Here is a 22,281-nt window from a genome sequence, read left to right on the forward strand (position 1 = left end):
TGAATAGGCAGTAAAAACCCTTAGGTTTACTGCCTGGAATGTTATACAAACAAGCTTAATAATAGAACAAATCCTAGTCCGGCTACAGAAATAATCGTTTCAAGCAACGTCCATGTTGCAAAGGTTTCTTTCATGCTTAACCCAAAGTATTCTTTAAACATCCAGAAACCTGCATCGTTAACGTGGGAAAGAATGACACTTCCGGCACCTGTTGCAAGAACGACCAGAGCAAGGTTAACATCCGATTGTCCTAACATTGGAATGATTAAACCAGATGTTGTTAATGCCGCAACGGTAGCAGATCCTAATGCAATACGTAAAATGGCAGCGATCATCCATGCGAGGATAATCGGTGAGATAGCAGTGCCTTTGAATAATTCTGCTACATAGTCACCTACACCGCCGTTAATTAATACTTGCTTGAAGGCACCACCGCCACCAATGATTAATAGCATCATACCGATGTGCAGGATGGCTTGTGTACACGACTCCATGACATCTTTCATCGGAATTTTTCTTGCGATACCCATTGAATATACGGCAAATAATAGCGAGATCAACATGGCCGTACCTGCTTCACCGATAAAACGGATTACTGCTAGTACAGAGTTATCTTCAAAGCCCATTGTTTTTTGCATTAAAGTAATAATGGTTGCAATAGACATTAAGATAACAGGTAGTAAAGCAGTGAATACACTGATTCCGAACTTAGGTGTATCTTCAATTTTAAATGTTTTTAGTTCACCTAATGAGGCAATGCTGCCCATTTTTGTAAATGATTCCGGTACAAGTTTTTTCGCAATCTTTGTAAAAACTGGCCCAGCTAAGATTACCGTAGGGACAGCAACAATGAAACCATAAAGTAATACTTCTCCAATGTCGGCACCAAGTTCACCGGCAATCGTTGTTGGCCCAGGATGTGGCGGCAAGAAACCATGTGTTACGGATAATGCTGCTGTCATAGAGATACCAAGTGACAAGATTGAAACTTTTAATTCTCTTGAAATCGCAAAGACAATTGGAATCAATAATACTAATCCTACTTCAAAAAATAACGCGATACCGATAATGAATGAGGCAACTACTACTGCCCATTGTGTATTTTTAACACCAAATTTGTTTACAAGAGTCATCGCAATTCGCTGCGCACCGCCTGAATCAGCGATTAACTTACCGAGCATGGCTCCAAGTCCAAAGATTAAAGCGATATGGCCAAGTGTTCCGCCTAATCCTGCTTCAATGGTTTTAACAACTTCCTCTAGCGGCATTCCAAGTGCTAGGGCTACCCCAAACGATACAATGATTAATGAAATAAAGGTGTTTAACTTTAAGCCCATGATTAAAATTAATAATGCAATAATTCCTAGTGCTACTATAACTAATGGCATTGTACTTCCTCCCTATGGTTATCTAGTTGTGTTTAGTAAGTTTCTTTGATAATTTGCAATCTGTGTATATTCATTTTCTAATACTCTTGATAGGTTAATAAAGATTGGCAGCAATTCCCGATACTCTTTTACAGCGTCTTCTTTCGGCGTATGCATGTGGGTACTTCCAATCATTTCGGAAACAACCTCAAATGAATCTATTTCCCCGATGGCATATAAGCCTAATATACAGGCGCCAAGGCACGAACTTTCGTAGCTTTCTGGAACCACGACTTCCGATTCGAAGATATCGGACATCATTTGCCTCCAAACATCTGACCTTGCGAAGCCGCCAGTAGCTTGAATTCGGGTAACAGGGCCGTCCATGCATTCAATTAATGCTAAAAATACGGTGTATAAGTTGAATATGACACCTTCAAGAGAAGCACGAATCATATGTTCTTTTTTATGAGACAAGGTTAAACCAAAGAATGAACCACGAACGTCTGGATTCCATAATGGTGCACGTTCTCCGGCGAGGTATGGATGGAATAACAATCCATCGGCACCTGGTCGTACACGTTCAGCAATCTTGGTTAAGACTTCATAAGGATCGATTCCAAGCCTTTTGGCTGTTTCTACCTCTGAAGAGGCGAATTCATCACGTATCCAACGAAGCACCATCCCGCCATTGTTCACGGGTCCGCCAATCACCCAATGTTTTTCCGTTAAGGCATAACAAAAGATTCTTCCTTTTTCGTCTGTTTTCGGCTCGTCAATAATCGTCCGAATCGCACCGCTTGTCCCAATCGTGACAGCGATTTCTCCTTTACGGATAGCGTTTACACCCAGATTTGAAAGGACCCCATCACTTGCGCCTATAACAAATGGGGTTTGTGGATCGATCCCTATCTGTTTTGCTAAATCTGGATTAAGGTTGGTAAATATCTTCGTTGTTGGAACAAGTTCGGATAACTGATCTCTTGTTATACCAGAGATTTGTAATGCTTCTTCATCCCAATCGAGTGTTTTGAGATTCATCATTCCCATGCAAGAGGCAATGGAGTGATCCACAACATATTGATCAAAGAATTTCTTGAAAATATATTCCTTAATACCGATATATTTTTTTGCATTGACAGCGATTTCAGGACGTTCATTGACAATCCAGGTAATTTTGGATAGTGGTGACATCGGGTGAATCGGTGTTCCCGTTCGTTTGTATACATTTTGGCCATTTAATTCATCCTTAATTTTATGGGCCCAAGCTTCACTTCGATTATCTGCCCATGTGATACAAGGGGTCAGGTGCTGGTCATTTTCATCCATCGCAATAACACTATGCATCGCGCTGCTAAATGAGATGAATGATAGTTTTTTATCTGAATGCTTTTTTGTTATATCTGAAATGGCTGTCAAAACAGCTTGATAAATTTCTTCCGGGTTTTGTTCTGCAGTTGATATATCCGGTGTGTAAAGCGGATAACCGATATTTTCTGTATGAATAACATCGCCATTTTTCGTATATAAAACAGCTTTTGTACTAGTTGTACCGATGTCTACGCCTAACATATAGGTAGCCATTTTATTATTCCCCTCCTTTTGAAAGCATGAGTTGCGACCTCCATAAGTCTTCAACTTTCTCTTGAACATCATCAAAGTTTTGATGTAACGATTTAACCATTAGGTCTCGATCCTTTGTTTTAATGGCATTAATATAAAGTTCATGATTATTTATGATCCTTCCAAAGTCTTCATACTTTTCTTTAAAACGACTGCGCATAGAGAGGAGAATTAAGCCTTCCATCACAGGTTTTAAATTATCCCAGATCATCAGGATGTAAGAATGATTGATTGCCCGAATAATCGTTTCATGGAAGAGGACATCCTGAAAGGAGAACTCATCAGCATCTTGGTATTTTATGGCGATTTTCATCATTTCAAGTATTTTACTAAGTTCTGTTACTAATTCAGCCGTTTCCATTCCTACAAGCCGTTCAAATACAAACGTTTCGATCAGGATACGGACATCATAAATTTCTGCATATTCTTTTTCCGTTAAACCTACAACCGTGGCTCCCATTCTTTCTAATCGGATGATCTTTTCAGATGCCAGCGTTTTTAATGCTTCGCGAATGGGTGACCGGCTTACTGCAAAATCTGCAGCTAATTTATTTTCCGATAGGACGGTACCGCTTTCAATCATGCCCGAAATAATTCGCATTCTAAGTTCGGAGGTAACACGCTCTCCAGCTGAAGCTTTGGAAAGCCATTTTGCGGGATAGAGAAATTCATTCTGTGCGGCCATAAATTCACCTCGTATAAATTCAAGTCTACTTGTATACAAGTATTATAATAGGATTTTTAAAATATGCAAGCGCTTTTTAGTTTGTTAATTACTGGACTATTGATTACTAACCTAAGGCTGTATTCGTTCCTATTATCTTGCCTCTAACTAAGTTACTATTCCCTAAATGGATGACGTTTCCAGCAAATTTAAGTATAATCTATTAATAAAAGGCTGCTAGGACGTGAGTATAGGTTGAAAAAAGTAACAATAGAAAACTTGGTTCAAAAGTATTCATTGAAAGTACTGGCTGGAGAAAATCACCTGCAGAAGCACATTACGCAATCACAGGTACATCGTCCGGGATTGGAATTTGTGGGCCATTTTGATTTTTTTCCAACGGAGCGAATTCAGATTTTAGGAAAAAAGGAAATTACCTATTTACATAAGTTAAGTAAAGAGGAACGTAAAATTCGAATCGGGAATATCGTTCACTATCATCCGCCATGTTTTATCGTGACGGCTGGTGAGGAAGGGCTTACCTATTTAATTCACCATTGTACCGAACAGGGCATCCCTTTATTAGTAACCAATCAGCCTGAAACAACTTCAGAGTTTATTGCGAAATTGGATGCGTTTTTGGTAAAGGAGTTAGCACCAGAAATGGCGGTGCATGGAGTTTGTATGAATGTATCGGGCATTGGGATTTTACTACGTGGAAGTTCGGGTGTAGGAAAAAGCGAGACGGCTCACACGTTAATTCGTCGCGGCCACCGGCTGGTATCGGATGATGTCGTTGTCCTCAAGAAGTTGAGTACGCAAACCATACTGGGTACTCATGATGGTAAAACGAAGGAGTTTCTGGCCCTCCGCAGTATTGGATTGTTAAATGTAGTCCGCTTATATGGTCGGAAGGCATTTCAAGATGAAACACGAATTTCCCTTGATATTCATTTAACGAAGTGGGAAAAGGATGCTTTATATAATGATCTAGAACAGGAATATCACTATACCGACTATATGGGGGTGAAAATCCCCTCCATGGAAATCCAACTTCAGCCTGGACGTGATGTAGCAGGGTTGATAGAGGCAGCAGCAAATAACTGGTATTTAAAACAGCAAGGGTACAGTGCGGTAGAAGAGTTCATGAGCAGGGTTGAAGCGGATATACAGAAATCTGGCGGGGAATAACTGTAAAAATGCCTTTTTATAATTAAGTGCATGAACCTTATCATAAGTAAATGAGGTTTTGATTCATGAAAATAAAAACAAGCCAAAAATACCAGGTTATGAATAATTAATTTGCATATTTTTCGATGGAAAGCAATGTTTCAATAGAGGCTCTAAGTGCCCAATAAGAAAATGGGCACTTAGAAATGTTTTTTTACAGAAATTTGAACCAGGAGATTGTTGTTTTCTATCCAAATCAGATGAGATACCTACGTTATTTATGAACCAATCCTTTATAAAGGATTTTTGTGAATAAAAGCGAAAGAATAGAACCCAATAATAAAAATGCCATATCCCACTGGGCGTCCCATATGTCTCCTTGCATGCCTAAAAATTCTTTTGTGGCTTTCCCTTCTTTCCCTATTTTTGTACTTGCCCACTCAATGATTTCGTACAAAGCCCCGATTGCTAGTGTTATACATAGAGCAATAAAATTTGTCGTTTTACTTTTCATTAAAGCAGTTTTCTTTAATAATATCTCTATTATAACTATGACCATAAGCCCCTTAATAAAATGACCAAATCGATCATAGTGGTTTCTTTGTAAATCAAAATAATCTTTGATCCATGTAAAGAGAGGAACTTTGGAATAAGAATAATGCCCTCCTATAAACGTTAATAGAACAAGAAGGGTAATAATGAAATAGGAAACAGTGGTAAGGCGAAACTGGTTGTATCTTGAAATCAAGAATAATAAAACTAATACTGAAGGTAAAACTTCCATCAACAAAACCATATAACCTTCCTCAGGTTTAATCAGGGACCAAATAAGAACAAGCATAACAACAAATAACAAGAAAAAATGTATCGAACTACCTTTTTTACGAGACACTCAAATCACTCCATCAGAAAATAAGATGTATATAGTATTTGCTAAACAGCTAAAAAGTATAGAAAGAGGCATAGGGTGTCAGGTTCCAAAAAAGACAAAAAGAGAGGATTTGTTCGTGTGGAAAATACAGTCTTCTTGAAGGATAAACCATAAGAAGTTAAAGAAATAAAGAAACATTCAAATAGAAAAATAATAAAAGGCTAAGAGACACAATTGGAAAGTTGAAAAGAATGTCTATTCATATGGAAGAATTTGTTTTTATAAAGTAAATAAAATTGTAAAACCTCATTTAGATACACCAAGTTGAACCTTATCATAAGTAAATGAGGCATTAAAAAAGTGGCAATGGTATAGTATACCATTGCCATACTTCTTTGATTGTGAGAATACTTTCTAGACGTAAAATCATTCTGCAAATTGCTGTGTATAAGTTGAGATATCCTTATATATGGGCCAATAATAATTATAAAAATTCCCATTAGTCTTTCGATTAATTAGTGGGCAAAAAAACTCTCACTTCGGTCCCTTTATTTACTTCACTATGAATCTTTATCGTACCATTATGTTTTTCAATAATACGGTTAGAAGTTAATAACCCCAGCCCTGTTCCCTTTTCCTTCGTTGAGAAAAATGGTTCACCTATTTTCTTTAATCGTTCTTTCTCAATACCACATCCGTTGTCAATAACGATAATTTCTACTCCGTCTTCGAGGATATTCTTTACAGATATAAAGATATCCCCATTACTACCAATGGCTTCAATGGCATTTTGAAAGATATTAATCAACACCTGTTTAATTTCGTTGGGATTACACAAGATTTGGTAGGAATGATCTAATTTCGAGTGAATCATAATATTCTTTAGGTTTGTTTGACTTTCAAAAAGAGTAATCACATTTCTCACAAGAGTATCAATATTTTGAAGAGACTTTGGTGAGTTTTGGTTTGGCTTCGCTAATGATAAGTATTCGGAAACAATCGACTCAATTCTAGAAATTTCACTTAACATTAATTGTACGTAACGGGGATTAAATTCACCTTGTTGATTCGCTAACTGCATAAAACCTTTTATTGAAGTTAGAGGGTTTCGTATTTCATGTGCAACACCAGCAGCAAGTTCACCTACCACAGCAAGTTTTTCTGATCTTAAAATTAGGTCTTGTGCCTTCTTTTGTTCTGTAATATTACGTCCAATCACCAATAAATTTTTCCTACTACCGTCTGCGTAAAATGTAGGAACCTTGATAATATCAAATATAGCGGAGAATTGATTTTCTATAGAAAGTTCCAATTCGAATCTAAAAGGTATACCTTTCTCCCAAGAGATTTCATCGTTAGAAAAGCAATTTTGAAAGTTTCTAAACCATTCATTTTTGGAAAAAAGTTCGTCTAAATGTTTATTCCTATACTCAGTATCTTTCAGTTTAAATAAATCTTTAGCATACTGATTCATTTCAATAAATCTTCCTGTGCTATCCTGAATATAAATTAAATCTGGCATTGAATTTATTAGAGCTACTATTTGTTGTTCATTGTCCTTTCTTACTTCTTCCTTTTTCGCATTATCCTCCTTTTCTACTGCTCTGCTATAGCGAATTTGCAGGAAGGCGACTAGAAAGGTAACAGAAAGAGTAAATAAAAAATAAGAAAAATCACCTTGATGATACGTATAATTAAGACGTTCCTCGTATTTATAAAAATGGGCACCTATAAAAACACTAAGTATACTCATTAAAATGACGGGGCGGTAATCATGATATAAAGATAGAATAAAAATGACTAAAAAGATGAGGTAGAAATTAGCTATTACAGGCTCATTATCTATAAGTACAAAGGTAACAAATGACATTCCTAGTACACATAAATACATGGTTTGCTTAATAAATATTTTCTTGAAAACGAAAATGGAAATGGTTCCACATACTAAAACTCCACTGCCAAAAAGGATACTGATAAAAGTAGGGTCTTTATGTTTTAAGATTTGGACGAGCATACATAGGATAAAGCAGCCCCATAAAATACGGATTAACAAAACATTTTTACTATGAATTCTTTGAATATTCACCTTTTATTTCACCTCTATGAAATGCTTGAGCCACTATTTAGTTAACATAATATTATCGCTATAAAATAATACTAATATTATCATATATCAGGATTTTGGTTTAAAGATTAAATATACTAATATTAAAAATACCTTGCGATCAAAAGAGGAGACGAACAAGTTGAAACGTGAATTAATGAGCATGGTAGAATCACGGAAAGAAGAAATCATCGAAATCCGCCGCTATTTACATGAAAATCCTGAGATCTCTTTTAAAGAGGAGAAAACAGCTCAGTACATTGCGAATTTTTATAAAGGCAAAGATGTTGATATCCAAACGAATGTTGGGAATGGTTTTGGCATTATCGTTACAATTAAAGGTGGAAAACCGGGAAAAACCATTGGTCTTCGTGCTGATTTTGATGCACTCCCTATCGTAGAAGAAGCGGATGTGCCGTTTAAGTCAAAGAATGAAGGTGTCATGCATGCATGCGGGCACGACGGACATACAGCATACTTGTTAGTTTTGGCTGATTGTCTTATTCAATTAAAAGACTCCATCCCAGGCACCATCAAAATCATTCACCAACATGCTGAAGAAGTTCCGCCAGGGGGAGCCAAAAGTATTGTCGAGTCGGGAATGATTGATGATTTAGATGCAATATTTGGCATTCATTTGTTGCCGATGGGACCTGCTGGGACAGTAGGATATCATGCTGGCTATTCCTTCAATGGACGAGCATATATGAAGTTGAAGGTGAAAGGGAGGGGTGGACATGGTTCCTCTCCGCATCTAGCCAACGATGCTATTGTGGCTGCTGCACATTTCGTTACTGCTGCTCAAACGATTATTAGCCGGAGATTAAGTCCATTTGATGTCGGTGTTATTACGATTGGATCTTTTGATGGAAAAGGTACATTTAACGTAATCAAGGACAGCGTTGAACTTGAAGGTGATATTCGCTATATGACGGTAGAAACAAAAGAAACGATTGAAAAAGAAATAAGACGGATTGTTCGAGGAATTGAAGAGGAATTTGGCGTAACCTGTGAACTTACGTATACTCCAGATTATCCGCCTTTATACAATGACCCTGAACTTACGGCAATGGTTGCAGAAAGCTTGCGAAGAATGGAGGATCAGGATATTAAAGAAGTGAAAGAATTTCCGGCCATGTCTCCATCCGAAGACTTTGCTTATTATGCTGAAAAATTCCCGGGCTGCTTTTTTTACATCGCTTGTTCACCAAAAGGGGTAGAAGATCCGTACTTCAATCATCATCCTAAATTTGATATCGATGAAGATGCACTCCTAGTAGCCGCTAAAGCTGTAGGGCAAGTTGTTTGCAGTTATTATCAATTAGACTAAGAGAACTTTAAAAAACCCTCTCACAACTTCATTTAAGTGAGAGGGTTTTTGCATGTTATCGTTTTGTTTCATTGGATTATTGTTTAATTAAAGCATCACATTACCTTCCAGATATGCTAAATTAAAATTAAAATTCTTATCTAGAAGAGGTATCTCACCGTGAATTCGGAATTGACAGCTTATATTACTCTTATTTGTACATCAGGCGTTTTTAATTTGTTTTTATTATTATATGTCATCATAAAACGTCATCATTATACAAATATCTCTCGACTTTTTATTCTCAATACCGCGTTTATAACGATTTATTGTTTTGCTTCTGCGTTCGGTTTAATGTCCACGACACTTGAGCAAATGAAATTTTGGACAATCATTCAATATGTTGGTTTCCCTTTTTCTCCACCTGTGGGATTATTGTTTATTATGCATTATTTGGGGTATGAAATAACAAAGAAAAGGTGTATCGCTCTTCTGATTATTCCCTTCATTAGCTTGATTATGGTTGCTACGAATGATTTGCATCATCTTCATTATAGAGTGTTTGAACTTGATGCAAACTTAGGGGCACCTTACATTCACTTAGAAATAGGCATATGGTATATGATTCATGGAGTTTTCACATTTGCCTGCATGTTTGTCGCATTTTTACTCGTACTCTCTCGTTGGAAAGAAACAACGAAGGTTTATCGTCCGCAATTCATCTCATTACTATGTGGTCAACTAGTTCCGATCCTAACAGCTTTTTTGTATTTAATCGGACTCACTCCACCAGGAATCGATCCGGTACCCATGGTATTATGGCTATCTTCCCTTTTATATTTGTGGTCGATTAGCTCTTCGCGTATGTTTACGATTATGCCTATTGCGAAAGATGCGATTTTTAATAGTATCAATGATGGTGTCTATAAGCTGCGGAGTGGCGGAAGCGACAACAGAGAAAGACGAAACACTGTACCAGTTATTGAATAAGGCAGACAAGGCATTATATTCAGCAAAACGAGAAGGACGGAATCAAGTCCATGTCTATGAAGGGATTAAATCAATGCGGTAGGGGATGTAAAACTCGTGGGTATATTCGATAAATTTCGGAAAAGGGAAAAGAAAGACTATATTGAAGAAATAATTACTAAATTGGGTTGCGACTGTTCGGTTATTGCGGGGAACGATGTTAAAAATGTTATGACGAGGTATCGTCAAGCGCTCATTGAGGGTAAAAGAGAAGGATATACACCACTTATCATTATACCTTCCGAGATGATGGTAGAAATCGTTGATTCCGAGATTGGTAAGGAGTACCTACCTGAAAATCGAGCCTCAATTATAGCCAAATCGAAGGAGATTGATGTAAAAGAATTATTAAAGAAACTACTTGATGACGTCATGCCTATGGAGGAAGATGATGATATTGCCGGTGAGTTTTCAATAGAAGAACAGATGAACCATTTTCTATCAATTGAGGATGCAATAAATAAGAAAATCATTATTGCTAAAGTTCCAACGGACAAACCTTGGGAGGTAGCTGCTTGGGTTCCAATGGGTGGATTTAATGAATGTCCTATGCCAGAGGAACAAGTTGCAGTATTCAAATACTGGTACGAAAAATATGGAGCAACACCCGCTTTAGTAACCCAGGATGTATGGGAATTATTTGTTGAAAATCCTCCTAAGACAAAAGCAGAATCTGAATTACTGGCTTGGGAACAATTTGGTTTTTGTGGTGATATAGTCTGGCAAGGGGTTGGAACAGTAAATTCTCTAGCAGGAACACTTATTAATTCTTCGATATGGTATTTTTGGTGGGATTAGTAAGTTTAGGGTGTTACTTCAAGATCATGGTGAAATTAAAGATAAATAAGCTAGGGCAAGTATTTCATCATTAAATATTTGTCCAGCTTATGAACAGATTATTGGAATTTCTATTCTAAGTGATTGTAGGATAGCAAGAATAAATTGACAAATAATAGATTTACTTTAAACTGAAAATGTTCCATCCTCAAATTCTTCTCTAAATATTCTATATTAGATTAGCTACTCCGCAAGTCTTTATTTGCCTTTTACTTTCTCCAATTGAAGCCATATTAAACCTCTTTTTTTTCACTCGCATTAACACTCATTAATTTTAAAAATCTGCCCGAAGTTCAAATAAATAAATAATGGAGATGATTCATTCGTGGCATCTAATGTACGCAAAGCTGATAGTAGAAGAAATTGAACGGTTTCCAAATTTGTTAAGGTTTGTCCACTGAATTTTGTTTGAATGATAGATCGGCTATAGTATATTAAGGGTGCTGTAAAAGATATGACCATTGAATAAGAGGGTGATGCTATGGGATTTGAAGAAGAATACCAGGCCTTTTTGAATGCTCACTTACAGGCAAGAACCGGTGAACGGTTGAGGCGCTTACAAGAAGGTCACAACCAGGCTGAAGGGTTGTTTTTGAAGCAAGTGTGGTGGCCTTTATTTTACCATTTCAGGTATCTTCATCCAGAATATGAAGTCGATGATTTCAAGGATGGCAAAAGGTATTTGGATTTTGCTTATATTCGTCCCGCCATCCGAATTTGCTTTGAGGTCGACGGGTATGGCCCTCACCTAAAGAACATAAGCAGATGGCAATTTTCCGACAACTTGGAACGTCAAAACCAGTTGGTGATTGATGGATGGACCGTGATACGCTTTTCTTATGACCAAGTGAAAGAGCATCCTCGTCGATGCCAACAGATTGTTCAGCAAGTGATTGGCCGATGGATGGGTGATGAACTGGACCAGACATCTCTGTCCTTTGTCGAAAAGGAAGTGCTTCGGCTAGCAATTCGAAAAGGAGAAGCCATTTCCCCTATAGAAGTCGAGAAGTATTTGAAGCTAAGTGACAAGACGGTAAAAAAAGTACTTACTCAACTAGTCGATAAAAAGATGTTGATTCCCGCATCTGGGATCAAGAGGATCCGCTCTTATCGGTTGGGGGATCAGGTTAAGCACCCGATCTGATAAATAGACGGAAAAATTTCGCTTAATTAGTAAATAAAATAAAAAATAGCTTAAATAGACGGAGAGATTCCGCCTATTGACTCGAAAAACGTGAAAATGGGGGATTTTGCTTTGCATAATCGGAAAACCTCCCCTTATATACCCCGAAACGAGCTCCATTCTGTATCTAACCGAAAAATCTCCGCTTATTTTACTTTCGCTGGTTACTTTAAGGACAAGACTTCTTACTTCTTATTTAAATGAAAGTGATTGTATTGTTAACAAAAAGGGTACTTCGATTTTAGCATTCTTTAATCCAAGAGAACCTCATTTTGATGCGTTACGGTGAACCTTACCCTAAAAAGTGGTTTATAGCATCCATAATTACAGGTGAACTAGAAGAAGGGTATCCCACGCTGGGATACCCTTCTTTCCTATTGAGTGTCAGTAATGAATGAATTAGTCTTTAAGCCTTCCAATTTCATTTCTTTTCCTTACGAAAATCATTATTCCGCCTGCAACCAGAATCAATAGTCCAAGAACGAACAGGTTGTATGATGAGGTTGCAGTATTTGGAAGTTTCTGACCTTCTTGCGATACAGGCAGATCTGTTCCATCATTTTCGGATGAAAAGTCACCAGGTTATTGCCCGTTGCCGGTTTTTTGACCATATCCAGGGTTCTGACCGTCGCCAGAATCTTTCCCATCTCCTATTTTTTAGCAGACTTGCCACCAACTTTGAACACAATCGTTGTTAATGGATCAATTGTCAGTGTTCCATTCGCAAGTGTGAAGCCTGACTTATGAGAAACGGGGGTTGTGCCTGCTTCGTCGCTGTCGACGACTACCTTGCCTTTAGAGAGATTATAGTCTCCAAGTGTCAAAGCCCGCTCTTGGGAATCGGCATTAACGAACACATAGTAGGTTCCAGTATGGTCAGTGGAAACTGCCTCGTAAGCTATAACAAGGTCTGTATCCTTTATTTCTGGAAGGTCAAGCAGATTTACGTTTTGGTTAACCAACTGTTGGTCCCCCAAACGGAAAGCATTTGTTGACTTTCTTAGTTCAATCAAACCTTGAGTAAATTCACGCGTCTCTGTATTGATTGGATATTGTTTCTTATTCACAGCCTTCTGCCAGTCGAACATATTTATGGCATCGGATGAATCGTAAGAATCATGAATAAAGTATCCAAATGAGCTGCCTTGTGCGTCTGTCAGTTCATGGTATTTCTGTTCTGGTACACCTTCACCAAGCCATTGCTTTGTCCGGCCATATTCCTGTCCTGCATGCAGGAAGGCAGTTCCCTGTGAAGTCAGAATCAGGGAGTTTCCAATGCGGATACGTTTATGGATCTCTAGGTTGTTTTCTGGAATAGAAGGATCCTTCTTGATAGACTGGGCAATCACATCATAAAGTGTCATGTTGTCGTGCGCTTCAATGTATTGAACCATATCACCAGGATCATCCTCAGAAGTGTTGGATGGCTGGCCTTTGATGTTGTTAAAAATGGTGTCGATGCTTCTTGCTCCGCCTGTAATGAATCTAGGTTCGCCTTCTGAACCGAAGCCAGACTTCAATTCATTGCGGATTTCATCAGAAAATACTCCGACATTGTCTGTTTTGTCCATCCAATCTTGGTCCGCTCCCATTCCTTTCAGTTCAGGCTCGCCGATGTGACCGGCAAATGTTCTCCAGCCTTCACCGATGAACAGGGCATTTGGATTAATGGAAGCTGCTGCATCATAGGCATTTTGGATGGAAGGATAAGTTGCATCTCCCATCATGTCAAACCTCATGCCATCGATTTTATATTCATCAAACCAGTATTTTACCGAGTCCACCATCAGCTTTTCGGCCATTTTATGGCTTGTTGCCAAGTTGTTTCCGAAGCCGCCGAGGAAGTTGCCTTTATCGTCTTGGAATGCATAGTAGTTCGGTACAATGTCATTTAACATGCTTGATTTTGCCATGTGCGTATAAACCACATCAAGAACAACACCCATTCCAGCATCATGGATGGCATCAATCAATCCTTTCAGCTCTTTTACGCGCTTTTCTGGATTGGTTGGATCCTCTGAATAAGCGCCATCTGGAGAGAAGTAACTATGCGGGTCATAGCCCCAGTTGTATTCATTTCCTCCGGCTGAGTATTTCAGCTCTCGTTGTCCCATTTTGGTTTCATCGCCATAATACCACGCCATTACCGGAAGCAGTTGAACGTGTGTGACACCCATTTTCTTCAGATAATCAAGTTTATCCATGAAGGCCTTATAGGAACCCCATCTTGCATTTAAATCGCCTTCGATGGACGGGTCGGAAGTAAAGTCACGAATATGTGCTTCATAGATGATGGCATCTTCACGCTTTTCATACCCTTTAATGTTTGCAAAATCAAAGCCTTTAGGGTCCGTGCCGCTCAGGTCAACAATTGCTGCCTTGCCGACACTATCTCCATCAGGGCCAGCTTCGCCTTTCGTATTGACCGTGAAGGCTGCCATTGATTTGGCATAAGGGTCAAGAACTTTGTTGGTTACTCCATCGTTTGTCACTTCATATTGGTAAAAATAACCTTCTAAATCAGATGTGTTCAGTTCGGTCGGAGCAACGTCAATAGCCCATACCCCTTTTTCGCCTTTGGTCAGCGCTATGCTGCCGATTTGCTCAGCTGCATTATCTTTATGGAAGAAGTTTGCCACGACCTTGCTTGCTCTTGGAGCCCAAAGTTTTAGGGTAACAGCGCCATCTTTAAAGGTTGCGCCAAGGTCATTACCTTCGTATCCGTACATAGAGTCAAGCATTCTCCATCCCGTAGCGGCTGATACGGTCCTGCCTGCATACGATACGGATAATGGAAGTTTTTCTATGTCGAATGCTGCTGTTACTTTTGCAGAAGTGGCTCCAGTAATTTCAGCAGATTCAATTGCCACAGCACCGCCGTCAGCATCCTTGATGTCGAGTGCGCCTTTTAAGCTGTCTGGTGTCAGACCTTCTGTCATGGTAAAACCAAGCAGAATGGTATTTTCAGAGATGACTTCTGCTCTAGTGATTCCTGTTGCCTGCTCCCAATAAGGTGAGATGTAGACATTGTTGTCACCTTGTTTGATCCAAAGGTGATTATATTTGTCCAGCAGGTTAAAGGACTTGTCTCCGGCGTCTTTACCAGCATCGCCTTTGGTTACATCCATCACAAGGAAGCCTAGGTTTTTTGCGCCCTCCGAAAGCTTCACGTCAACATACGCACCGTAGCGGTCTGTGCCGGAGAAAGGGTCAGCTCCTGTCGGCCAGTTGGCAGAGGGTGATTCAACATCACCCCATAGCCATGCGCCGAAATTTTGGTAATCGCTGTTGTCACGAACATAATGGATACGGACTGTGTTTGCCGGCAGATCTACTGGTTCGTAGTTGTAGACCTTGTCCGATCCTTGCTTGATCCAGATTTCGTTCATTTCAGGAGATGTAATGGTGAATCCCTTGTCTCCGCCGTCTTTACCAGCGTCGCCCTTGGTTATATCCATTACGAGGAATCCAATGTTTTTCGCACCCTCTTTAAGTGGTACATCAATATAGGCACCGTAGCTGTCTGTTTTTTCAAACATAGTTGCTCCGACGGGCCAATTGGCAGAAGGGGAAGCTACATCATTCCACAGCCAAGCACCGTAATTTTCATAATTACCATCTGTACGGTTGTAGTGAATGCGGAGGTGATTCGCAGGAACGGGTTCAACACTGCCTCCAGCATTGCCACCTTCACTGTCAGCAGCTGTGATGCTGCCGCCATCTACGGTAAGCAGTACTGTACCGCCGTCTGCTTTTGCAGGTATGGTCAGAGCAACTGTGCCATTTGCCGAAGCACTGTAAGTCTGATTTGAATAATGGTCTGTCACAACTGCGTCTTGGGAATCCAATGTAAAAGTAACTTCCTTAGCGCTGTCTGCGACGTTTAAGCCGACATATGCTGCTTCGTTTTCGTAATTTCGGGCAAAAACAAGGAACTTGTCGCTATCAGAGCCGCCGATTGTCAAGCGTTCACCTTTGGCAAACACCTCTGAATGATCAGCCCTAAAGTTCAAGACCTTCGTATAGTGTTGTAGTACATCATTGTTTTCTACCTGATTCCAGGCAAGGTCATAACGGTTGTCATACTGTGGATAGTTGTTGGCACCGCTTTGGCCAAGCTCTTCTCCATAATAGATGACCGGCTGGCCTTTTGCTGTTGCCTGCAGGGATGCTGCCAGCTTCAGCTTGCCTTTGTCATTTCCTTCCTTGTACAGGAATCCATCTTCGTCATGGCTTCCCAGGAATTGACCAAGAGTGGCCGTATTATCTATTTTTCCGTTGCGAGCAATTAGAGCGTCGTTTGCGTCCTTTAGTTTGCCGTTGACCAAATTATGGGCGATGTCTTTAAAGCCAAAATCAAGCAGGGAATCCATCATTCCTGACTCAAGATAGCCGCCGTTTTGATCAGCGCTTCCGCCCCAGAATTCACCAATCATTTTGTGCTCCGGCATGATTTTGGTAAGTTCATTCTTAAATGCCATCAAGGTAGCATCTTCCACGTGTTTTACCGTATCCACACGGAAGTAGTCGATGGTATTTCCGTTTGTTGTTCTAGACTTTTCAATCCAGTCTGTTTGCCAGTCAATGATTGCTTGGCGGACTGCTGGATCTTCAGTTTTTAAATCCGGAAGACCTGCCAGCTCTCCAACAACCTCATCTGTTCCAACATTAGAACCTTGGCGGACAAGGGAGCTGAATCGGGCGCGGTCTGCATCAGTTGGGTAGCCTGCAGGCGGATTTGCCACAGTTCCATCGATTTCTTTTAATCCATAACCCGTGTGATTTACTACCACGTCGACCATGATTTTGATACCACGTTCATGGGCAGCGTCAATTAGTTGATGGAAATCTTCCATACTTCCAAAGTGAGGGTTCAATTGTCCAAAGTTGTTTGCCCAATAGCCATGGTAACCGTAGTAGGAATGTCCTTCCGGGTTGTTATAGCGCGCATCGTACTTAATATTGTCTACGATTGGGCTGATCCAGATGGTGTTGACACCAAGCTTGTCCAAGTAATCCAATTTTTCAGAAATGCCTTTGAAGTCTCCTCCCTGGTAGGTTCCACGGTCGTTTTTGGCATCGTAATTCTGATTATAAGGATCGTTGTTTGTAGAATCACCATCAAAGAACCGGTCAGTCAGCATGAAGTAGATGATGCTTTCATCCCAGTCAAAGTCATTTTCCCCAACTGCCTGTCGGGCCTTCACCTCTACTGAAACTGAACTTTTATAGTAGTTTCCGAAGGAATCAATCACAGTGAGAGGAATCGTTTTTGTTCCTGCTGTGATATGGTCATCCACGGCAATCGTGACTTCTTTCAGCGCAGGGTCAATCTCAAGCTGCTCTGCTCCTCCAAGGGAAGAGACGTCGGCAAACATTTTGTTGACTTTCAATTCATTCGTCAGTCCCTGTACATCGATGCTCAGCACAGCATTTTGATTATAGTCCATCACTGCAGGCTGAACGGTGCCTGAAACTGTTAGGTCAGCTTTCTGAAAATCTATTACAGAAACGCCGTTAACAGTGTTGTAAGGGTCACTTACTTCCTCGGTTGTGCCATCTTTTTTGGTCACAAGGTAGGAATATTCGTTTTTGCCATTCGGAATGTTGTTGTATGACACTACAAATCTCTCATTCTCTGGTTCAAACGTCATTGGTGTTGTTTTTTCATCAAATTTTAATTCTACTTTTTCGATGGTATCCATACCATCGTTTGCAAAAAGCAGTTTATCGCGATAATAGAATGTCGCATTTCCCTGGTCGATAACAGGGGCGGATCCGTCTGGTACGATGCGGATTTGTTCCACTCCACTTGTGATGTAAGCTTTCGTAATACTGTCATTCTTATTGACAGGAATGAAACGATCGCCGAACTCCTTTTGTGCGGTATTCCAGTCATACGTGCTGCGAAGTACAAAGCCCATTTGGGTAGTTTCTGAGCTTACGGGAATAGTAGCAATGGCATAGTTGTCTTGATAGGAATCAAAAGTAACTTGACCATCACTAACGCCAGTATTCCAAGTCCAAATGTTCCAATCGCCAAATGTTTTATCTTCACGAATGTACGTGAAACGAATCTCGCGATCAGTTGAAACAGATGCATCCACGTTCGTCTCGGCAGCATTAGCTTCCAGACTTGGGATATAAGGTATCCACAAGCTCAAAAGCATAACCGCAGTCATGAGCATGGAAAAAGTCCTTTTTGTAGTTTTTCTCATTGACTCAGATTACCTCCTTTTATATTTTGGGATAGGGAAGCATAAGAGTGTTTTTTCATGTTAGTGTATTGCTTAAAAGGTCAGTTACTCATAGGATTGCCCTACTTGTGCAATCGTTTGCGCAAAAAGGTAAAAAAAAGAAGCGTTATGTTGTGCGTCCCAATGCAATTTTCCATAAAGAATCATTAATAGAAAATCCATCTAAAATATATTTGCGGTAATCTTCTATCTACTAATCTCTTAGAGAAACGCTAACAATGGAATACAAAAAATAAAGCTTTTTATGCAAACGGTTGCATCTACAATATACAACAAATTTAGCCGAACTACAATCAAATTTTTAAGAATATTGGGATGATTCGAGACCACGGAGAGACACATCCTATTTCAACAAAGGCTTGCCTACTGTATTTGATAAACCTAACAAAAAGTCAATCTTTTTTCTAAAGTGTTTTTATCTTTTTAGCAATGATGTCTGTTGCTTTTTTCGGATTTAAACGATATAAAAAGTCCATTATTTTTGCATCGTTTCCGGCTAATACTCGGTATTTTTTATTTTCCATACCTTTAATAATGATTGCAGCTGCTTCATTTGGGCTGAGCATCTTATATGAATGGTTGTCAACTCCTTCTAATACAATTCCAGAATTTCGGACGAGGTTCGTGTCGACTCCACCAGGAAAGACGATGGTTACGCCTACATTTGTATCTCTAAGCTCTAAATGAAGGCCTTCTGTTAACATTTTGACAGCTGCTTTTGAAGCAGAGTAAATCGATTGAAGCGGCACAGGAAGAAAACCACCCATGCTTGATACATTTGAAATGTGAGCTTCTGGTCGATTTAAAAGGTGTGGTATGAATGATTTGCACATGTAGAGCGTACCGTAAAAGTTTACATCCATGACCCTTTGAATTTGTTCATAATCAAGGTCATTCACGCTAAGAAACTGTTGAAGAATTCCCGCATTATTAATAATTCCATCTATGCATCCGTGACTGGCGATAATCTCTTCTGGAAGCTTTTCCACATCATCTCTGTTAGCTATATTAGCCATGTGGGTCGAAATCTTATCGCCATAGACTCTTGATAATGACTGTATTTCCTCTATTCCGGATTTGTGGAGGATGGCTGCGACTCTAGCTCCTTTTTCTAGTAGTTGGCAAACGAGTTCTCTCCCAATCCCGCCCCCAGCACCTGTTACGACAATGACTTTATTGAATACTTTCATCCTATTCCTCCATATTTTTGTAATGAAAAATTACACTATTAAATATTCATATGTGAGGTAAATGTATGAAATTCTACTTATTTAGATTTTTGAGATAGTAAAAAACTCATTTTGATAAATGACGGAGGAACCTACCATAAGTAAATAGTTTATAAAAATAAAACTATTATCCTTTTATGGGTTATCAATATATACGGATAAAAAGAGGAAAAGAGTGTGTCATCCAAACCTATATTGGAGATACATTCTTTTTCCTTTTTTATGGTTTTTATAGATTAACTTATTGTCAAAAAAAATAAGATTTTAGCGATAAAAAAAGGAATATTGCATCCCTGAAATTACAAAATATTCTGAATCACTCTAGTAATATGATTAAGCAATACATATTTAGATATAGAAGGAGGACGAAAATGAAGAAGTCGAAAAAGTTTTTATCCGTCTTATCTACTACCGCTCTAGTAGGTAGTATGTTTTTCCCTGCTGTGGGGAGTGCACAGGTGAAGGGGTATAACCCTGATCCAGTAGTTCAAGAGATTGGTTCAGACTTTCGATCTGAAACGGTAGAAGAGGCTATTCGGAATAACAAAGTTGATTTTAAGGTAAATGGGGAGGATACATCAGGTGGTGGTCAAACTGCTGGAGCGGCATCCGTAACTCCAGATGATGTTGGGACTGTTGTGCGGTGGGTTACAAATGATGATAGAACTGGACAGTATAGATTAACACCTTTTACTCTCAAAGGTGTAGGTAAGTACGGAGAGGTATGGGTAGCCAATGATCTTTCATATAAACCGGGAGACCCAAGGAATGCTGCTGGAGTATCTGTTGTTACCGATAAACAAGTAAACTATCTTTTAAATGAATTTGATACAAAAATGTATGAACAAGAGGTGGCATTTTTCGGAGCACCTGCTGAAAGAAAGGGAGAACATGGAGTGTTACCTGAATATCAGGATGAATCAGGGCGTGTCGTTATCCTAGTTGATAACATTAAAGATGCTAATTATGATGATCCGAATTATCCTAGTTATATTGCAGGGTATTTTTCATCGACTATTAGTGATTTCAGTGACCGAAATGTCATGACCATTGATAGTTTTGATTGGTTAAATCGGACAGGGCCAGATGGTACAAGACCTTTCTTGTATGAGGGGACTTTTGCTCATGAGTTCCAACATTTACTCCACAACGATACTGATTCTGCAGAGGAAAACTTTATCAATGAAGGTTTATCTGATTTTGCTCAGTATCTTGTTGGATATGGTCATTCAGCATCTCATGTTGACTTCTTCATGAATAACCTTAAGAACTCCTTAACGCAATGGGGAGATCAATCTGATCTTCAAATACTAGGAGACTATGGAACTGCATATCTATTCCAACTATATTTATACGAACAATTTGGGCAGGAATTTATTCAGAAAGAATTTAAAAACCAGTTACAAGGTATTGATAGTATTAATGCGGTCTTAGAGGAAATGGGAAGTGAGAGGGACTTTAACGACATCTACCAAGATTTCCTGACAGCAGTAATGGTTGATGGGAAATATCAAGGAGATAGTAAAACCTATAATTTTACTACCATTGACCTTAGCCCTAATATCGATGCAGCATCAAAGTTAGACAGCCTTGCACCAGCTTGGGGAACTGATTTTAAAGTGATTACACCTGACAAGAAGATAGATCATCTCTATTTTAAAGGGATTGATCTCCTTGGTACCAACTGGACAACAGCAACCGATCCAGAGAAAGGTGAAGTACTATGGGGGAATAAAGGGGACCAGGCTGATAATTTCTTAATAAAAGAGCTTGATTTAACAGGTAATACAAATCCCGTTCTATCTTTTGATACAAAATATGATATTGAAGAACATTGGGATTTTGGTGTTGTTCAAGTATCAACAGATGATGGTGAAACATGGACTTCTTTAGCAAATGAACATACAACGGATGATATTGTCGATAATGGGTATCCAAAAATAAAAGAAAATCTACCAGGCTTTACTGGAAGCTCAAATGGTTGGACAACAGAGAGTTTTGACCTTTCTGATTACGCAGGGAAAAAGGTACTTGTTGCATTCCGCTATATGACAGACTGGGGCTTTAATGAAGCTGGTTGGTACGTATCAAACCTTAAGGTAAATAACGTGCTGGTTGATGCCATGAAAACAACAGATGGCTTCATGAGTTTAGAAGAAGCAACAATGAATTATGTTGACTATCAAGTTCAATTTATTGGGTATAAGAAGGGTATTGCAAAGGGTAAAGACAATCATGTCAAAGTTATTAAATTCCCTAATCTGCTAAATATGAGTGAAAGTGATAAGATAGATCTTCGTGAAATGTTACAAAGTGCTCAATACTCTAAAGTCGTAATGATGGTTACTTATGCAGCTGACCCAGGTAAGGGTGGAAGTGCTGACTATGATTATGAGGTATTGATGAAGGCTAAGAAAAATAAATAATTTTAAGACCTGTTAAGGGTTATATAACCAGGTTTTAAATGATTACTTGGGCTAGTCTAATGACTAGCCTTTTTATATGTGTATGACAATTGGCAACGTAATTTTCAGGTTCACTCTGCGGCTGTATGCAGCCAATCATAAGTAAATTCTCTACCAAATGTCCCCTTATTTTTTTATAATACTAGTATGTAATTATTTGAGAGGGGGGGTTC

15 protein-coding genes are annotated in these 22,281 nt (G+C 39.1%); 7 read left to right on the top strand and 8 right to left on the bottom strand.

The features are described 5' to 3' along the window. Positions 1 to 41: 41 nt before the first annotated feature. Genes QUG14_RS20555 through QUG14_RS20565 form a run of 3 tightly spaced genes read right to left on the bottom strand, consistent with a single transcriptional unit; the run spans position 42 to position 3,675 of the window. Positions 42 to 1,388, bottom strand: coding sequence for a GntP family permease (locus QUG14_RS20555; RefSeq protein WP_289342297.1), 1,347 nt, complete (start codon positions 1,386 to 1,388; stop codon positions 42 to 44). Between the two features lie 18 nt (positions 1,389 to 1,406). After that, the gene (gene gntK / locus QUG14_RS20560; RefSeq protein WP_289342298.1) at positions 1,407 to 2,951 is read right to left on the bottom strand and encodes a gluconokinase; all 1,545 of its coding nucleotides are present in this window, start codon (positions 2,949 to 2,951) and stop codon (positions 1,407 to 1,409) included. A 4-nt stretch (positions 2,952 to 2,955) separates the two neighbouring features. Further along, on the bottom strand, positions 2,956 to 3,675 hold the full coding sequence (locus QUG14_RS20565) for a GntR family transcriptional regulator (protein WP_289342299.1): 720 nt from the start codon (positions 3,673 to 3,675) through the stop codon (positions 2,956 to 2,958). Between the two features lie 234 nt (positions 3,676 to 3,909). Here QUG14_RS20565 and hprK point away from each other — a divergent pair, with 234 nt between their 5' ends. Next, positions 3,910 to 4,845 carry an HPr(Ser) kinase/phosphatase gene (gene hprK, locus QUG14_RS20570; protein ID WP_289342300.1) on the top strand — a complete coding sequence of 312 codons (936 nt, stop codon included), beginning with the start codon at positions 3,910 to 3,912 and terminating at the stop codon, positions 4,843 to 4,845. A 253-nt stretch (positions 4,846 to 5,098) separates the two neighbouring features. On the opposite strand, the gene QUG14_RS20575 is transcribed toward hprK, so the two are convergent. Together QUG14_RS20575 and QUG14_RS20580 are read right to left on the bottom strand one after the other, a co-directional pair. After that, complete coding sequence (locus QUG14_RS20575) at positions 5,099 to 5,716, bottom strand: DUF2238 domain-containing protein (protein ID WP_289342301.1); 618 nt, start codon at positions 5,714 to 5,716, stop codon at positions 5,099 to 5,101. A 490-nt stretch (positions 5,717 to 6,206) separates the two neighbouring features. Next, positions 6,207 to 7,781, bottom strand: coding sequence for an ATP-binding protein (locus QUG14_RS20580; RefSeq protein ID WP_289342302.1), 1,575 nt, complete (start codon positions 7,779 to 7,781; stop codon positions 6,207 to 6,209). 160 nt (positions 7,782 to 7,941) lie between these two features. Between QUG14_RS20580 and QUG14_RS20585 the strand changes: the two genes are divergently transcribed. The 5 genes from QUG14_RS20585 to QUG14_RS20600 all read left to right on the top strand — a co-directional run bounded on the left by QUG14_RS20585 (position 7,942) and on the right by QUG14_RS20600 (position 12,118). After that, entirely contained in the window at positions 7,942 to 9,129 is a 1,188-nt protein-coding gene (locus QUG14_RS20585) for an amidohydrolase (RefSeq protein ID WP_289342303.1), read from the top strand. A 159-nt stretch (positions 9,130 to 9,288) separates the two neighbouring features. Continuing rightward, positions 9,289 to 10,098 (top strand): histidine kinase N-terminal 7TM domain-containing protein, encoded by an 810-nt coding sequence (locus QUG14_RS20590; protein WP_353961081.1) that lies wholly within the window; start codon positions 9,289 to 9,291, stop codon positions 10,096 to 10,098. Beyond that, positions 10,025 to 10,180, top strand: coding sequence for a GGDEF domain-containing protein (locus QUG14_RS29785; RefSeq protein WP_353961082.1), 156 nt, complete (start codon positions 10,025 to 10,027; stop codon positions 10,178 to 10,180). The genes QUG14_RS20590 and QUG14_RS29785 overlap by 74 nt, the downstream gene beginning before the upstream one ends. 14 nt (positions 10,181 to 10,194) lie before the next feature. Next, positions 10,195 to 10,935: a DUF4253 domain-containing protein gene (locus tag QUG14_RS20595; protein ID WP_289342304.1), complete on the top strand. Its 741-nt coding sequence runs from the start codon at positions 10,195 to 10,197 to the stop codon at positions 10,933 to 10,935. A gap of 520 nt (positions 10,936 to 11,455) precedes the next feature. Further along, a complete protein-coding gene (locus QUG14_RS20600) occupies positions 11,456 to 12,118 on the top strand; it encodes a DNA-binding response regulator (RefSeq protein ID WP_289342305.1) in 663 nt (220 codons plus the stop codon). 438 nt (positions 12,119 to 12,556) lie between these two features. Here QUG14_RS20600 and QUG14_RS29790 read toward each other — a convergent pair whose 3' ends face one another. The 3 genes from QUG14_RS29790 to QUG14_RS20610 form a co-directional block, all read right to left on the bottom strand. Next, positions 12,557 to 12,703 carry an LPXTG cell wall anchor domain-containing protein gene (locus QUG14_RS29790; RefSeq protein WP_353961111.1) on the bottom strand — a complete coding sequence of 49 codons (147 nt, stop codon included), beginning with the start codon at positions 12,701 to 12,703 and terminating at the stop codon, positions 12,557 to 12,559. Between the two features lie 104 nt (positions 12,704 to 12,807). Further along, on the bottom strand, positions 12,808 to 18,375 hold the full coding sequence (locus QUG14_RS20605) for a pullulanase (RefSeq protein ID WP_289342306.1): 5,568 nt from the start codon (positions 18,373 to 18,375) through the stop codon (positions 12,808 to 12,810). A gap of 443 nt (positions 18,376 to 18,818) precedes the next feature. Next, on the bottom strand, positions 18,819 to 19,604 hold the full coding sequence (locus tag QUG14_RS20610; protein WP_289342307.1) for an SDR family NAD(P)-dependent oxidoreductase: 786 nt from the start codon (positions 19,602 to 19,604) through the stop codon (positions 18,819 to 18,821). A gap of 410 nt (positions 19,605 to 20,014) precedes the next feature. On the opposite strand from QUG14_RS20610, the gene QUG14_RS20615 reads away from it, so the two are divergent. Next, complete coding sequence (locus QUG14_RS20615; RefSeq protein WP_289342308.1) at positions 20,015 to 22,069, top strand: choice-of-anchor J domain-containing protein; 2,055 nt, start codon at positions 20,015 to 20,017, stop codon at positions 22,067 to 22,069. The last annotated feature ends 212 nt before the right edge of the window (positions 22,070 to 22,281 follow it).

Origin of the sequence: Neobacillus sp. CF12 (genome assembly GCF_030348765.1) — a bacterium.
Classification (GTDB): Bacteria; Bacillota; Bacilli; order Bacillales; family Cytobacillaceae; genus Neobacillus.